The 15,249-nt window shown below is 44.9% G+C and carries 14 protein-coding genes; 9 read left to right on the forward strand and 5 right to left on the reverse strand.

Going from position 1 to position 15,249, the window contains the following annotated elements; translation table 11 throughout:
* Positions 1–3: 3 nt before the first annotated feature.
* Positions 4–657, reverse strand: coding sequence for a GTP cyclohydrolase I FolE (gene folE / locus ACVA58_RS04070; protein ID WP_107351594.1), 654 nt, complete (start codon positions 655–657; stop codon positions 4–6).
* Positions 658–893: 236 nt separating this feature from the next.
* Between folE and moeA the strand changes: the two genes are divergently transcribed.
* From moeA to ACVA58_RS04090, 4 genes are all read left to right on the forward strand, one after another.
* Positions 894–2,126, forward strand: coding sequence for a molybdopterin molybdotransferase MoeA (gene moeA / locus ACVA58_RS04075; protein WP_446509165.1), 1,233 nt, complete (start codon positions 894–896; stop codon positions 2,124–2,126).
* A 122-nt stretch (positions 2,127–2,248) separates the two neighbouring features.
* Positions 2,249–2,995: a molybdopterin-synthase adenylyltransferase MoeB gene (moeB, locus tag ACVA58_RS04080; RefSeq protein WP_446509166.1), complete on the forward strand. Its 747-nt coding sequence runs from the start codon at positions 2,249–2,251 to the stop codon at positions 2,993–2,995.
* Between the two features lie 222 nt (positions 2,996–3,217).
* A complete protein-coding gene (locus ACVA58_RS04085) occupies positions 3,218–3,676 on the forward strand; it encodes a CC0125/CC1285 family lipoprotein (RefSeq protein WP_446509167.1) in 459 nt (152 codons plus the stop codon).
* Between the two features lie 154 nt (positions 3,677–3,830).
* Positions 3,831–4,487, forward strand: a complete 657-nt coding sequence (locus tag ACVA58_RS04090) for a MarC family protein (RefSeq protein WP_446509168.1) — start codon at positions 3,831–3,833, stop codon at positions 4,485–4,487.
* Positions 4,488–4,540: 53 nt separating this feature from the next.
* Here ACVA58_RS04090 and ACVA58_RS04095 read toward each other — a convergent pair whose 3' ends face one another.
* On the reverse strand, positions 4,541–6,157 hold the full coding sequence (locus ACVA58_RS04095) for a peptide ABC transporter substrate-binding protein (protein ID WP_446509169.1): 1,617 nt from the start codon (positions 6,155–6,157) through the stop codon (positions 4,541–4,543).
* A gap of 142 nt (positions 6,158–6,299) precedes the next feature.
* Positions 6,300–7,139 (reverse strand): CvfB family protein, encoded by an 840-nt coding sequence (locus ACVA58_RS04100; RefSeq protein WP_446509170.1) that lies wholly within the window; start codon positions 7,137–7,139, stop codon positions 6,300–6,302.
* Between the two features lie 320 nt (positions 7,140–7,459).
* On the opposite strand from ACVA58_RS04100, the gene ACVA58_RS04105 reads away from it, so the two are divergent.
* The 3 genes from ACVA58_RS04105 to ACVA58_RS04115 all read left to right on the forward strand — a co-directional run bounded on the left by ACVA58_RS04105 (position 7,460) and on the right by ACVA58_RS04115 (position 11,544).
* Complete coding sequence (locus ACVA58_RS04105) at positions 7,460–8,809, forward strand: hypothetical protein (RefSeq protein ID WP_446509171.1); 1,350 nt, start codon at positions 7,460–7,462, stop codon at positions 8,807–8,809.
* 113 nt (positions 8,810–8,922) lie between these two features.
* Positions 8,923–10,401, forward strand: coding sequence for a protein adenylyltransferase SelO (locus ACVA58_RS04110; protein WP_446509172.1), 1,479 nt, complete (start codon positions 8,923–8,925; stop codon positions 10,399–10,401).
* 120 nt (positions 10,402–10,521) lie between these two features.
* Positions 10,522–11,544 carry an acyltransferase family protein gene (locus tag ACVA58_RS04115; protein WP_446509173.1) on the forward strand — a complete coding sequence of 341 codons (1,023 nt, stop codon included), beginning with the start codon at positions 10,522–10,524 and terminating at the stop codon, positions 11,542–11,544.
* A gap of 69 nt (positions 11,545–11,613) precedes the next feature.
* On the opposite strand, the gene ACVA58_RS04120 is transcribed toward ACVA58_RS04115, so the two are convergent.
* Positions 11,614–12,495 carry a putative PEP-binding protein gene (locus ACVA58_RS04120; RefSeq protein WP_446509174.1) on the reverse strand — a complete coding sequence of 294 codons (882 nt, stop codon included), beginning with the start codon at positions 12,493–12,495 and terminating at the stop codon, positions 11,614–11,616.
* A 440-nt stretch (positions 12,496–12,935) separates the two neighbouring features.
* On the opposite strand from ACVA58_RS04120, the gene ACVA58_RS04125 reads away from it, so the two are divergent.
* Positions 12,936–13,991 (forward strand): 3-deoxy-7-phosphoheptulonate synthase, encoded by a 1,056-nt coding sequence (locus ACVA58_RS04125; RefSeq protein ID WP_446509175.1) that lies wholly within the window; start codon positions 12,936–12,938, stop codon positions 13,989–13,991.
* 78 nt (positions 13,992–14,069) lie between these two features.
* Positions 14,070–14,552: a YajQ family cyclic di-GMP-binding protein gene (locus tag ACVA58_RS04130; protein WP_446509176.1), complete on the forward strand. Its 483-nt coding sequence runs from the start codon at positions 14,070–14,072 to the stop codon at positions 14,550–14,552.
* A 41-nt stretch (positions 14,553–14,593) separates the two neighbouring features.
* On the opposite strand, the gene ACVA58_RS04135 is transcribed toward ACVA58_RS04130, so the two are convergent.
* Positions 14,594–15,088 carry a type II secretion system protein gene (locus ACVA58_RS04135; protein ID WP_446509177.1) on the reverse strand — a complete coding sequence of 165 codons (495 nt, stop codon included), beginning with the start codon at positions 15,086–15,088 and terminating at the stop codon, positions 14,594–14,596.
* Positions 15,089–15,249: the final 161 nt, after the last annotated feature.

The following is a 15,249-nucleotide window of genomic DNA, read 5'->3' on the forward strand; positions in this document are numbered from 1 at the left end:
GAATTATCGAAGGCCGTGTAGAAATTCAGCGCGGGTTGCTGGATTGCGCTTAAAAATACCACCGAGCGCCGTGGTTGTGGTCACACTGGTTGCGTCCATGACACCACGCGCTTTCACACAGTAGTGTGTTGCATCCATGGTAACGGCAACATCATCACTTTCAAGCAGGGTCTGCAAAGCAACTAAAATTTGTTGCGTCATGCGCTCCTGAACCTGTGGGCGCTGGGCAAAGAAACGGACAATGCGGTTGATCTTAGACAAACCGATGATTTTGCCACGAGGGATATAAGCAACAGTGGCGGTCCCATCGATAGTTACCAAGTGGTGCTCACAAGTGCTGGTCAAAGTGATGTCTTTGACTCGCACCATTTCATCACACTTCATCTTGTTTTCAATGACGGTGATTTTCGGGAAATTGGCGTAATCTAGACCAGAGAACAGTTCATCAACATACATCTTTGCAATTCGATGCGGTGTTTCAACCAAGCTATCGTCGGTTAAATCTAATGAAAGAAGCTCGAGGATTTCACGCATGTGATACTCGATTTTTTCTTTCTTCTCTTCACGGCTAACCACCCTATCCGTCATAGGGGTTTCTAAGCCACGCTCAACCAGTGCTTGGCGCACCATCAATGCAGATTCGCTAAATGCAGTCATTCTTTTCCTCCAACCGGCTGGGCTTAAGGCAAACATCAAGTGATTTTAGATACTTATGTGTATAAAACGTGCCCAAATACGAGTGCCAGCAAACTTTGAAACGGAAGGATACCCTTAAATCAAAAAGAATACACTAGGAATTACACGACGAAACTACTCAGGTATTAGTGCTAGTGACCTTTTTTTGTCATAATTACCCCACTAAAACATATAACGACGATAGACGGATACTTATTATGGGATGTTGTGACACTCCAGGCTTAATGCCAGTCGACACCGCACTGACCAAGATTCTTGATCAAGTTAAACCTCTTGAAACTGCAACGACGGTTTCCCTGTCAGAAGGCATGGGACTGGTACTTGCAGAAGATATTTGCTCACCAATTAACGTACCGCCATTTGCCAATTCTGCAATGGATGGATATGCCCTGCGTATTGCAGACTTGGATAACACAGACACCCTGCACATGGCAGGTAAGTCTTTTGCCGGTATCCCATATGACGGCGAATGTCAGCCTGGCCAATGTATTCGTATTATGACCGGTGCCCAAATGCCTGAAGGCGCAGACACCGTTATCATGCAGGAAGAAACCGAAGTTGATGGCGACAATATCCGCTTCACTAACAAGGTATCTCACGGTGAGAATGTCCGCCCTATTGGTGATGATGTTCATCAAGGGGATGTGGTTGTAGCAAAAGGTAATCGCATCACCGCTCGTGAAATGCCTTTGCTTGCTTCTCTGGGTGTTGCGACCCTACCCGTTTATCGTCGCCCTGTAGTTGCGTTCTTCTCTACTGGTGATGAACTTCGCCCTGTGGGTGAACCGTTAGAAGCAGGCCAGATCTATGACAGCAACCGTTATGGTATCCGTGCGCTGCTTGAAAAATTCGGCTGCGATGTGATGGATCTTGGCATTATTCCGGACAGCCCTGAAAAACTACGTGAAGCATTTGATCAGGCAACTACAGCAGATGTACTCGTGACATCCGGTGGTGTCAGCGTAGGTGAAGCAGACTACACCAAAGATATCCTCGACGAGCAAGGTGAAATCGGTTTTTGGAAAATCGCCATGAAACCGGGTAAGCCATTTGCTTTTGGCACTATCAAAAACACTTGGTTCTGTGGCTTACCGGGTAACCCTGTATCAGCCATGGTGACGCTTTACCAGTTGGTCCAGCCGATGCTGGCCAAGCTTGCTGGCCATAGCCAATACCAGCCACCGCAACGCCTGAAGGCCAAAGCAACAACAGTATTCAAAAAACGACCTGGCCGTGCCGACTATCAACGCGGTATCTACCAGCTCAACGGTGAAGGTCAAATTGAAGTCGCGACAACAGGCAACCAAGGTTCAGGCGCTTTCAGCTCAATGCACCAAGCCAATTGCTTTGTGGTACTTGAGCAAGAGCGCGGCCGTGTAATGCCAGGTGAAGATGTCACCATCGAGCTTTTCAACCAGGCGATGTACTGAACAAGCTAAGTACTAAAACGGCTGTAGCCATGTACTAATACACACTGACGTGTGTGCCGCTATCTTTGTGCGGCACACTCTTCTCGTGACAACGACCCGCAAGAACACGATAGGAACACACCGTGGTAGAACTTACCGACGCAGAAATGCTGCGCTACAATCGCCAGATTATTCTCAAACAATTTGATTTTGATGGCCAGGAAGCACTGAAATCTACCTCTATGCTTGTACTTGGTGCTGGTGGGTTGGGCTGTGCGTCTACCCAATACCTTGCCGCTGCAGGTGTTGGCAAACTGACTTTAATTGATGACGATAAAGTAGAGGTGTCAAACCTTCAGCGTCAGGTATTGCATAACGACAGCACCGTCGGCATGCTAAAAGTCGACTCGGCCCAACAAGCGTTGCAGACAATCAACCCGAATACTGCTATCGAGACCGTTGCCAAACGCCTTGATGACGAATCTTTGAAAGCGCTGATCGAGCAACATGACATGGTGCTGGATTGCTGCGATAACGTTGATACCCGAAACCAGCTAAACCGCTTGTGCTTCAAGACTAAAACCCCATTGATCTCGGGTGCCGCCATTCGTCTGGAAGGGCAAATCAGTGTCTACACCTACCAAAACAATGAACCGTGCTACCAGTGCCTAAGTGCCTTATTTGGCCAACAAGCTCTGACTTGTGTTGAAGCTGGAATCATGTCACCGGTTGTCGGCATTGTGGGTGCTGTTCAAGCCATGGAAGCGATTAAAGTAGCCGCCAATATGGGACAACCTTTGACTGGCAAGATCTTAATGCTTGATGCGATGACAATGAGCTGGCGAGAAATGAAGCTAGGTAAGCAGTCAAAATGCCAAGTTTGTGGTTAACATTAAGAAAAAAGGAAGCGATAGCTTCCTTTTTTCTTAGATGGTGACAATACATAAGGCATTAGAATAACTTAGGAAACCCTTTCTCAAACCGCCCCCCCCTCCAAGACACATTCACCAAATGTATGCCTTTGTATGGATCGCACCTCAGACCGATGAATGCCATTAAATTAATGCTACTATCCTAAAACATAATGAACAGTGTTTTATAGGGCGCATACAATGAAAAAAATGGGATTAATCGCGTGTGGTTTGAGTGCATTGCTACTTGCGGGCTGCGCAACCCCGTATGATACCGACCGTGACTCTTTCTGGTCATTCGGTAAAGGTTTCGAAGTCACTCCTCTTGCTCAAGATACTTGGCAAATAAGCTTTATCGGCAATGAAAATACCGACCGCACCCTTGCCAGAAACTACCTACTGCACAAAGCTGCAGAGCTTGCCCAAAGTGGAGGCTATCCATACTTTGCACTGCGTGGTGAGCAGAACTTCCGTGACCAAACGGGCAGCACGTCGGGTGTTGGTTACTCGAGCAATGATTTTCTCTACGGCATTGGCAGCATAGTTTCCGAAACAACCGTGATGGTAGAAGTCATTGGTATGAATGAGAAGCCAGCTGATAACAGCCTTCCGGTATACGAGTCAGACTTTATTCTGAAAAACGTTGATATTGAATCGTAAGTAGCCCCCCAACGGCAAGCCAGTGAGGGATCACTGGCTTTATCTCTAAAATGATATTTTACTCTCATTTATCACAACGATTTTTTTCCCAGTAGCAATAGCAACTAAGCTTTATTAAAACAAACAGTTAAACTTAGGCTTAAGGGATTATCCAATGCATGATTTACTGACTGTTAGCGTAACGGTATTTATGGGGTTCTTTGCCATCATGAACCCTGTCGCTAATACCGCTGTGTTTATCGGTTTAACCAGTAACCAAACCCACCAGCAACAAAAAGCCACCGCGTTCAAGGCCCTATTTACCGCATTTTGCATTGTCGCGACGTTCAGTTTGCTCGGTAAAGGTATTTTCCAAGTCTTTGGTATCACTCTACCCGCACTTCGCATTTCAGGTGGCATCTTGGTGTTTTTGGTTGGTTACCACATGCTCCAAGGTAGTAGTTCTTCAATGCATAGCCATCAAGAAATTGAGAGCAGTGAAAACAAGCAAACCGACAATGGTCAAGATGTGGCGATCTCTCCCCTTGCCTTACCGATTTTGGCAGGACCAGGGACGATAGCAACAGCGATGAACTACTCGGCCGCCGGCGGCATTCTCAACATCGTTATTACCATTTCCGCTTTTGCCTTGCTATGCCTCATCAGCCTTGTTTGTTTTATCTATGGCCAAAAGCTAGTGAGCTTACTTGGAGATAACGGTATTAGTATTGTCACTCGGCTAATGGGGTTGATCTTAACGGTTATTGGTATGCAAATGGGTATTCAAGGGATACACGATGCAAGAGAGTTACTAAATCAAATGCCCAAATAAAAAGCCGGAACAGATTCCGGCTTGCTCATTTGCGGCTATTTCGATGAACTCAATTACTGAGTCATATACAAATCACGGGTGTAGCGTGCTTCTGCTGCATTAGTCGCGGAATACCCACCGACTTTGGTGCTCTTAAGCACAGAGCGTGTGTAGTGATATAGTGGGATTGCTGGCATTTCTTCAGAGAACACCTTCTCTGCCTGTTGGTAATACTTGTTACGCTCATCATTACTTGGCGATTGGATCGCTTTCGCCATAGCCTCGTCATAGGCGTCACTTGACCAGCGAGAGTAGTTCATCCCGGTACTTTCGAAATAAGACAAGAAAGTCGACGCTTCGTTGTAATCCCCTACCCAAGCATATCGGGCAACGGTGAAGTCTTTCTGCCCCAGTTTTTGTAAAAACGTTTTCCATTCCTGGTTAGCCAAATTTACTTTCGCGCCCAACGCTTTGTTCCACATCGACGACATCACAATAGCCAACTTCTTGTGTGACTCTGAGGTGTTATACACCAGCTCAAACGATAATGGATTGGATTTATCAAAACCAGCCTCAGCAAGTAACTCTTTCGCCTTTTGGGTTCTTTCTTTCTGGCTCAGCTTACCCCATGCCAATGTCGGAGACTCGAAGCCATCAACAGAAGGCGGTGTCACACCATAAGCGGGGACCTGGCCCTGACCTAAGATCACCTTAGTGACAACGTCACGGTCAATCGCATAAGCCAGCGCTTTTCGTACCCTAGGATCATCAAACGGTGCCTTGCTGACATTAAACAGGTAATAGTAAGTCCCGAGTGAAGGCATAGTTAACAGCTCATCAGGGCGTTGTTTTTTGATAGCGTTGTATTGCTCTAGCGGAAATGACGAGGTGATATGGATTTCACCTGTTCTAAAGCGATTATATTCCGAGGTCATATCGGCAATCGGCAAATACGTCACTTGGTTAATGACTGTTTTTTCGTTGTTCCAATATTGTGGATTACGCTCTAATACTATCCGCTCGTTCAGCGTCCAGTTTGCTAACTTATAGGCGCTGCTGGTGACAATATTCTCAGGTTTAGTCCATGCATCACCGTGGGTTTCGATAGCAGGACGGTAAACTGGGAATGTTGACTCATGCACCATCATCTTAACTAAATACGGGACGGGTTTATCAAGAGTTATTTGAAAGGTTTTATCATCCAGCGCTTTTACGCCGAGCTCATCTACCGGTAATTTCCCTTCGTTAATTTTATCTGCATTGAGAATGTGGGCAGTGCTGTAATACCACGCGTAAGGTGCACCAGTTTTAGGATCGACCACCCGCTTAAAACTATAAGCGAAGTCGCTTGCGATAATAGGTTCACCATTGGACCACTTAATGTCATCACGAAGGTGAAAAGTAAAAACTTTACCGTCATCCGATTGTTCCCAATGGGTCGCTAGCGCAGGAATTATCTCCCCATCAGGGCTTTGAGTGACCAGCCCTTCGAACATATCGGCAATAACACGGGCACTGGAGGTATCTGAAGAATAAGAAGGGTCTAACGTCGGAACTTCATCGCCATTACCACGGACTAGCTCTTGTACTTTTGCTAACGCTACATTGGTGGGGACATCTGCAGCCCAGATTGGACTAGCCGTTAGCATAGCGACAGCTGCGGCGATCACGGTTAGCTTACTTCCTTGCATAATCTATCCTTGTGATGATTGTAATAAAAGGGTAAAACCGCTTTTAACATACACTTATATTCACTTGGGTGATATGCTACTGCTCACAAAAAAGCCGGTGATAAACACCGGCTTTTTAGACAATCACAAAACCAATTTCTGATTAATTATCGTTCAGACGGATTCCATCTTTATCAATAATAATCAGACCTTTCTTATAAAGACCACCAATGGTCTTCTTGAAGGTCGCTTTACTGGTACGGAATTCTTTGAAGATCGCATCTGGTGACGACTTGTCACTCAGTGGCACAAAACCACCTTTACGTTCAAGTGTTGTCAGAATTTTATCGGCCAAGTCGTCAACCTTTGCCTTACCTGCTTTTTGCAGTGACAGGTTGATCTTGCCGTCTGGGCGAATCTCTTTAATGTAAGCCTTTAATTTTTTGCCTGGGAACAATTTACCGAATGACTCAGTTTTGAATAGCAGACCCCAGTGCTTATCTTCGATCACGGCTTTATAACCCAGTTCGCTGGTTTCAGCGATCTGAACTTGAACTTCTTGACCCAGCTTGTATTCAGCTGGCGTTTTATCCAAGAAGCGATTGAATTTAGTTGAACCTACAATACGACCCGATGCTTTATCAGTGTAAACACGCACCATGATGTCTTGGCCTTCTTCAAGGCGGCGACGTTGCTCACTGAATGGAACCAATAAGTCTTTTGTCAAACCCCAGTCAACAAATGCACCTACACCACAAATGCCGACGACACGCAGCAAAGCAAAGTCACCAACCACAGCATATGGCTGTTGAGTCGTCGCAATGATTTCGTCTTCAGAATCGAAATAAACAAAGACTTCCAACTGGTCCCCCAGTTGAGTGCCAGCAGGAACAGAGGCTTTAGGCAGTAGGATATTGCCAAAGTCATCACCACCATCAAGGAATACGCCAAAATCTACTAACTTGACGACCTCTAACGTGTTGTATTGTCCAATTCTAATCATTCTTTCGACACTCTCTGGATAAATTAAACGGCCTGTGTAACAAACAGCCGACAGCATGCGACGCTCTGCAATGCTTCATCTTAACATCAGGCGGCGCATTATACGTGATGTTAATCCAATGCGCCTGACCTATCTTTCATTTTTTGCTTACTTTTCACTCTAATAAAATGTGAAACACCAAATAACACTGCTAATAACTGACTAATTCATCTAAAATTAATCTTACTTCCCAAACTTAACGTTATGTTAGTAGCCAAGTGACTTGGTTATACAGCGTTGCATATTCATATCCCCCAACCATAGTGAGGTAGTGTAGTAGAGTGATCACAGTTGAAAAAAAAGACGGGCATAAACTCAAAATTTCCCACGTCATTCCTGAAACAACCAACCGACAACTGGATCTCTTTATTTTCGTTCCCGGCGAACTTGGATTAAACAGCAATATCATTGCTGAAGATGAATTTTTCCATAATGCGATTCAGGGTAAACGTACCTATTACAGTGATGTAAACCACTTACCATTGGTTCATAGCCGGCTTGCTAGTCGTGGAAAACTCTCTACTGAGCAGTACCGCTTGAGTTTGAGCCTCTATGCGTATCAATACGCCTTGGCCCTTGAAAAAACCGCACAGCAACTACTCGATGACAAAGAAGGGCGTTCGCTGGAAGAGGTCGAAGAAGTAGCCCAATTAACTCAGCGGATTTTAAAGCGACTCCGCCGTAATGTGCCCACAGATAAGAAGCTGCACAAATATTATGAGAATGTCGATAACTATCTTTCATGGTTTACGGAACAACGACTGTTAGAACTCGTTGCACACCTACCAAGAAGTAGTGATTACAGCGAGATAAAATCGCTGCTACTGCAAGTGTGTGAGAAAGAGTCTGAACACCGAACCAAGCATGACTACAACTCATCTAAAGCGATGGAAGATCCGACTCGGATGTCCAACAAAATGCGCCTACTGCGTCGCTTGATTGAGTACCCGGTTACCATGAAGGAAAAGACTAGTGAGCTGGGCCAGAATACGCGCAAAGTTGTCACTGGGTTTGCGGCAGGTTTTGTGATGATTTTCGTTACCTTGATGCTGATTAAAGCTCGAGGGGTACTCGGTGACATTACCGCTTCATTTATTCTAGTTCTGTCTTTTATCTATGCCGCGCGTGAAGTGTTTAAGGATGACTTGAAAACCATCCTTTGGCGTATGGTACGAAAAGGTAAACCCAAGTGGCGAAAACAGTTTTTTGATGTCAACTCGAACCAGTTAATCGGCCGCCAATTAGAGTGGATGGAATATTGCGCCTTTAAAGATTTAGATAAAGAAATCAAAAAGGTCCGCAAACACAAAGTTTCCCAGCATGAAGAAACGGTCTTGCACTATAAAAGTACCACCCGCATGTCGCCGACTAAATTCTTAACTGGATACGAGCAAACCCGCGAGTCCATCATGCTGGATTTACGTACCATTACCCGACTGATGGAAAAAGGCTCACAAAAGATTTATCAACTTAAAGATGGTCAAGTATCAAAAGAGACGGTTGAAAAACGCCACTTAATTAACCTAGTAACTCGGGAAATGGTCGATGAAAAAACCGTCTGCGTCCAACGTTGGAAGGTCATTATGAACCGCTCTAAAATTGTCGATATTGAACCTATCGAAAGCGAATAGACCCAGCCAAAAGCAAAAAAACAATGAATAGAGGTAATACCCCTACACTCTCTCCGTTGTAACCTCGCTGACAGTTGATACGCTTAAAGGGAAGCCATTTTGATGATCCCTATATGAAAAAACTGTCCGAGCTAGTCTTTAACAACACATACAGCCAGCTACCTGCTACATTTGGTACCCTCATCAAGCCACAGCCGCTTGATGATCCTTTCCTGGTCAGCGTAAACAGTAAAGTAAGCGAATTGCTGGAGCTGGATCCAGAACAGGCCAACACAGAGTACTTTGTCAATCTATTTACGGGCAACGATGAGCACTCAGCAATGTCCCCTATTGCAATGAAGTACACCGGTCATCAGTTTGGCCAATACAACCCAGACTTGGGCGATGGACGGGGCTTGCTGTTCGGGGAGGTGCAGACTTCCTCAGGACAAAAGTGGGACATCCACTTAAAGGGATCCGGCCTTACCCCTTACTCACGCCAAGGCGATGGCCGAGCTGTTTTACGTTCCAGTATTCGTGAGTATCTGGCCAGCGCAGCAATGGCAGGATTAGGGATCAAGACAACACATGCGTTGGCCGTACTCTCGAGTAACACCCCTGTTTTTAGAGAAACCGTCGAACGTGGCGCGACGCTAATCCGTGTTGCCGAGAGCCACCTCAGGTTCGGTCACTTCGAATACCTTTTCTATACCCAGCAACATAGCGAACTAAAATTGTTAGCTGATTATTTAATCAGCAACCACTTTGCAAATATAGATAGCCAAGCTAACGATGCCACCCGCTATCGCCAGATGTTCACCAATATCGTCACGTTAACTGCCGAAATGATTGCCGATTGGCAATCCGTTGGTTTTGCCCATGGTGTGATGAACACCGACAATATGTCGGTACTCGGCTTAACTTTTGACTACGGCCCTTATGGTTTCTTGGATGACTATGAGCCCGGATTTATCTGTAACCATTCCGATTATTCCGGCCGTTATGCTTTCAATCAGCAACCCAACATCGCCTTATGGAACTTATCAGCACTCGGCTATGCACTCACTCCACTGCTAGAGAAAGACGACATTGATCATGCCTTAGAAAGCTATCAGCCTTTGTTACAAAAGGCCTATAGCGAGAAGATGCGTAATAAACTCGGTCTAAAAGAAAAACTTGAGCACGATACCCCGCTGTTTGCCAGCTTGTTTGATTTAATGAAAACACAAGCCGTCGACTACACCCTATTCTTCCGTACCCTGTCGTCTATTCCTCATGTTGATTTGAAAGCATCAAGTCACCACTTCCAATCCTTGTTCAAAGACCTCGCGCCGCTAGAGGAATGGCTTTCCCAGTATACTAACAGGCTAGAAAAAGAATCGTTGAGTAATACCGACCGCCTCGAACTTATGCGCGCATCCAACCCAAAATATATTTTAAGGAACTATCTCGCTCAGCAGGCTATAGAGTTAGCAGAGAAAGGTGACTTCACCCTGGTGGAGCAACTCTTGAAAGTATTACAAAGCCCATTTGATGAGCAGCCTGAATTTGCCACTTTTGCAGTGCAGCCACCTGAATGGGGGAAGGCACTGGAAATCAGTTGTTCTTCATGAAGCGGAGCTGAGACAAAGTTCACGATTCATAAAATCATTAGATTTTTGAGTATTTATCCCCATCAAATTTGATGGGGATATCTGGTAAAGTCGATCGACACTTTATTAGCAGTAGTAACCATGACACACAACCGTATTGCCAGCTTCGAAATCGGCAGACTAATTGCTCTTCTTGGCGTTATCGCCATCCATAGCCAACTATTTATGCAAGCCCCTCTGGTTAACGATAAGCCTTGGTTAGGGCTTATCATCAACCAGTTAAGTCGATTTGCTGTTCCGCTGTTTTTTATTTTGGCGGGGTATTTCATTGCGCCCAAACTATCATCTCAACCATTAACGACCCTGAAGCAATATAGCCTTCCGTTACTTAAGGTATGGTTGGCTTGGAGTGCAATATTTATCCTTGCGCCCTTCAACATTCAAATGGCATGGGAATCAGGTTATATAGCCGAACGTAGTGGATATTGGCAGTACTTGCTGTCCCAACCACTTAACACCTTGTTTGAAGGTGGCTTGGTCCATCTGTGGTATATACCGGGCTTGATTTGTGGACTTTTGATTATGGCAATTTGCTGTCATTTCAAGAAACAAAACTTGATCATGCCTGTTGCGATAACTCTTTATCTATTCGGACTTGCTGGAGGCAGCTATGAGCCACTCACAGGCATTGAGTCTCCCTTGTTCACTCGCAACGGACCCTTCATGAGCATGTTGATGCTCACTATTGGCTTCATGACCAAACAGAATGGATGGCAATTAAGTTTTAGTAAAGCGACCACTCTTGCCTTCGTCGGGATGGGGGTACATTTGGCAGAAGCTGCATATTTAACTGGCTATGACGTACCTTTCAATATGCATGACTTCCTCATTGGGACACCTTTCTGGGGGGCAGGACTGTTTTTTATGTTGATGGGCTACCCTCAATTTGGGCAGTCACTGCTAAAATTCAACATAAACAAGCAGATACTCGGAGTTTATTTAATTCACCTGCTTATCATTATTTACTTAATGCGTCTCCTTCCCCTGCTTGGTTTAACAGGTTACGCCAATGACATATTGCGTTTTGTTCTCACATGTATCATTAGCTATGGCTTAGTTACACTGATAGATAAAACGCCACTGAGAAGTGTCCTACTAAGGTAAGAACCAGCATAAACAAAGAACCCGGCAGGATAAGACATCCGCCGGGTTCTTCATTTCAAAGTTTGTTCTCTATTGTGTAATCACTTTAGAAACGCCATGTTCCATCAACCACAGCTGGAGGTTAGGCGCTTTGCTGATGTAATGGCTCAGCATATCACATGGCTTCTTCGCTACATTTGTAGCCTTTAAAGCATGGTCAATGAGTGCTAATACCGCCTCATTTTGATCATCATGCAAATACTCCAATGACGGATGGGTTTGATCCAATCCAAGAGCAAATTGAGCAAGCTGATCGATATCAATAACCAAACCATCAAAGTATTGCAAAAACTTTTCAGCCGTAAGCGCATTAGCCGGAAGCTCTGCCATCAGGTGAACCCTAAGCCCTTGTGCTCCGCGACATAGCCCCTGCTCTGCCAGTAAATCAATGGCCGTCGCCGCCTCACTAAACGTTCTAACAAAAGGGATAACCAACTCAATATTTGTCATGCCCTCTGCAATTCGAGCGCGCTTAATGGCTTCGCACTCTAGCTCAAAAGCCTTACGAACAGATTTGTTCGCCCAGCGTGAGACTCCCCGCTGACCAATAAGTGGATTCACCTCTTTGGTTTCAAGCTCTGAGCCCAATAGTGACTGCCTCTGATACGAGTCAGCCCCTGCAAGACGTACTTTTAGCGATTTATCCCCTGCTTTTTGTGCCGCGGCGATAAGTTTCTCAGCCAATGCAGAAACAAAATATTCGGCTGGATTACCTTCTGTTTGCGCCAACAACTGCTGCTGGACGTCGGCGGGTAAGTCAGCAGGATAAGCTGCTGCCAGAGGATGGATCCCAATTTCAAGCAAAATGTCATCAACCGAAAGCAGGCCAATATCAGCTTGCATACTTGATAATTGCGACGAGGATTTGAGGATTTCAGAAAATTGTAAACCTGACTGAGCGCTGTTTGTCATAAGCCACCATAACTACTTTATCTTGGTTTCTAGGAAGAACATATATAGACAGATCATAGCGCCTAGGCCTGTGATTCCTTTCGTATATCGACTTCCATTTTTACCCATACAACATGGATAGATATTCACATAGACCCAACATACTGACTCATGTCACCTGACGCAAGTAGCTATGCCGAAAGTTTTAATCATCTGAAGCCTCGGTAAGTACAGAATCCTGAGTTATTCATAAGGCCGCGGCATTTAATGCTAGGCGGAGATGAACTATTTCAGTTGCACACAAAAGCAGCATGCATTGATCTATTTTGACAAAACTCGAAGTAAAAAAGTAAACACTAGAATAAAAATCTAAGTGATATCACAAGTTTGGTTTATTCCTGCCAACTTTTGGGCTATCTTTACGCGTCAATAATTTTTGTAATACCGAGATAGGCAACACTATGCCAATGAAAACAGATGAACTCCGCACCGTAAGCCTTGGGCCAATGCCAACGCCGGCAGCGGTAGAAGCTGCTTACCCAATCACAGATGAAATTGCGGAACATATCGCCCACTCTCGTCGTCAAGTTGAAGCGATTCTCACGGGCCAGGACTCCCGTCTTCTTGTTATCGTTGGTCCTTGCTCTGTCCATGATCCTGATGCAGCCATCGACTATGCTAAACGCCTTCAAGCAGTTCAGGAAAAATACAAAGATACGCTATTTATTGTTATGCGTACTTACTTTGAAAAACCGCGTACTGTCGTGGGCTGGAAAGGTTTGGTCTCTGATCCTAACCTTGACGGCAGCTTGGATTTAGCCAAGGGTCTACACACCGCCCGTAAATTGCTTGTTGATATCAATGCACTCGGCATGCCTACAGCCACTGAATTCCTAGATATGATCACTGGCCAATATTTGGCTGACTTGATCAGCTGGGGCGCTATCGGCGCTCGTACAACCGAATCTCAGATTCACCGCGAAATGGCTTCTGCACTCTCCTGCCCGGTTGGTTTCAAAAATGGTACCGACGGCAACATCAAGATTGCGATCGATGCTATTCGAGCCACACGCGAGTCACATGTGTTCTGCTCTCCAGCCAAAAACGGGGAAATGACCATTTACCGTACTTCCGGTAACCCGCATGGTCACGTGATTCTTCGCGGTGGTAAGATGCCAAACTACCATGCAGAAGATATTCAAGCGTCTTGTGACACATTGGCTTCATTCGAATTACCAACCCGTTTGGTCGTCGACTTCAGCCATGGCAACTGCCAGAAGCAGCATAAGCGCCAGCTTGATGTCGCAGCCGACATTTGTCAGCAGATTAAGTCAGGCAGCCAGTTTGTTGCTGGTATTATGGCGGAAAGTTTTATCGTAGAAGGTAACCAGCCTGTCGATACTAACAATTTAGATGCACTAACTTATGGCCAGTCTATTACCGATCCGTGCATTAACTGGGATGATACCGTCACCCTGCTAGACATGCTGTCTGACGCAGTAAGTAGCCAACAATAACTGACCGAGGTATGGCCGTTCAATGCCATACCCCAATCCAAGATATAATTAAATCACTAAACAATTAGGATTACGCACATGCCATCTTTTGATATTATTTCTGAAGTCGACTTCGTTGAAATCCGAAATGCGGTAGAAAATGCTTCTCGTGAACTTGAAACTCGTTTTGACTTCCGAGGTGTGGAAGCCAGCTTCAAACTAGAGAAGGAAGTCGTAAAAATTACGACTGAATCGGATTACCAACTAGGCCAGCTAATTACGATTCTTCGCGGCAACCTTGCTAAGCGTCATGTTGACGCCCAATCAATGGATCAAAAAGACACTACTCGTACAGGTAAATCTTTTGCGTGTAACGTTGAATTCAAGCAAGGTGTCGACACAGCTGTTGCGAAAAAAATCGTTAAAATGATTAAAGATGAGAAGCTTAAAGTACAAGCTTCTATCCAAGGCGATAAAGTCCGCGTAACCGGTAAGAAACGAGATGATCTTCAAGCGGCTATGGCACTTGTACGCAGTGCTGAACTTGGCCAGTCATTCCAGTTTGACAACTTCCGTGACTAATACCGTAACCGCAAATAAAAAACCGCCAACTGGCGGTTTTTTTAGCATTCATTAATGACTTGGCTAACTTTCAACTGATCTACCTTCGTTTCGCCATCTTCATAATGCTCTAACTTCACATAACACTGATGAGATGTGATCTCCTCACCAAAGCGCTCTTCGCCAAAATATACATAAGTCCAATCGTCGTAATCGCTAAGAATTAATCCGTCAATGCTCATCGCACTCTGTAAATGTTCTGGCTTAACACTCATAAAGTTATCACGTACATAAAGCTCCGTCCCCGGTATTTTTTTTAACTGAGCTGTACCATCAAGAACTCCTGCTATTTCGGCTTTTGCCATCACAATATCATTGGCAGCATATAATGCCCCTTCAAACCCTTTTAAGACGGCAATTCTTGCGTCGCTTTGGCTGTTCATAAATTTCGGTGCAGCTGTTACAGCTAAAATGCCAAGTAGCACAATCACTACAACTATTTCTATTAGGGTAAACCCTTTTTCAAAAGAGTTTATTTCACCTTTATCAATTCCCAAACAATATCCCACAGTATGCATATCGATAAGTGAGGTAATTATACCGAAAAACGGCACTCACTCAACGAGCAAGTCAAATTATTGACGAAGAAAGGAAGTATCGCATGCTTCTTCACTCTCTTACCTACTATAGAGTTTTTTTTGAGCTCAAAACCAACCAT

The sequence above is a fragment of the Photobacterium sp. DNB22_13_2 genome (assembly GCF_052873915.1).

Coding starts and splice junctions, on each gene's coding strand:
- ACVA58_RS04095 (WP_446509169.1), bottom strand. CDS start 6,157: ATGCAAGGAAGTAAGCTAACCGTGATCGCCGCAGCTGTCGCTATGCTA.
- ACVA58_RS04085 (WP_446509167.1), top strand. CDS start 3,218: ATGAAAAAAATGGGATTAATCGCGTGTGGTTTGAGTGCATTGCTACTT.
- ACVA58_RS04115 (WP_446509173.1), top strand. CDS start 10,522: ATGACACACAACCGTATTGCCAGCTTCGAAATCGGCAGACTAATTGCT.
- ACVA58_RS04100 (WP_446509170.1), bottom strand. CDS start 7,139: ATGATTAGAATTGGACAATACAACACGTTAGAGGTCGTCAAGTTAGTA.
- moeA (WP_446509165.1), top strand. CDS start 894: ATGGGATGTTGTGACACTCCAGGCTTAATGCCAGTCGACACCGCACTG.
- ACVA58_RS04120 (WP_446509174.1), bottom strand. CDS start 12,495: ATGACAAACAGCGCTCAGTCAGGTTTACAATTTTCTGAAATCCTCAAA.
- ACVA58_RS04090 (WP_446509168.1), top strand. CDS start 3,831: ATGCATGATTTACTGACTGTTAGCGTAACGGTATTTATGGGGTTCTTT.
- folE (WP_107351594.1), bottom strand. CDS start 657: ATGACTGCATTTAGCGAATCTGCATTGATGGTGCGCCAAGCACTGGTT.
- ACVA58_RS04130 (WP_446509176.1), top strand. CDS start 14,070: ATGCCATCTTTTGATATTATTTCTGAAGTCGACTTCGTTGAAATCCGA.
- ACVA58_RS04125 (WP_446509175.1), top strand. CDS start 12,936: ATGCCAATGAAAACAGATGAACTCCGCACCGTAAGCCTTGGGCCAATG.
- ACVA58_RS04110 (WP_446509172.1), top strand. CDS start 8,923: ATGAAAAAACTGTCCGAGCTAGTCTTTAACAACACATACAGCCAGCTA.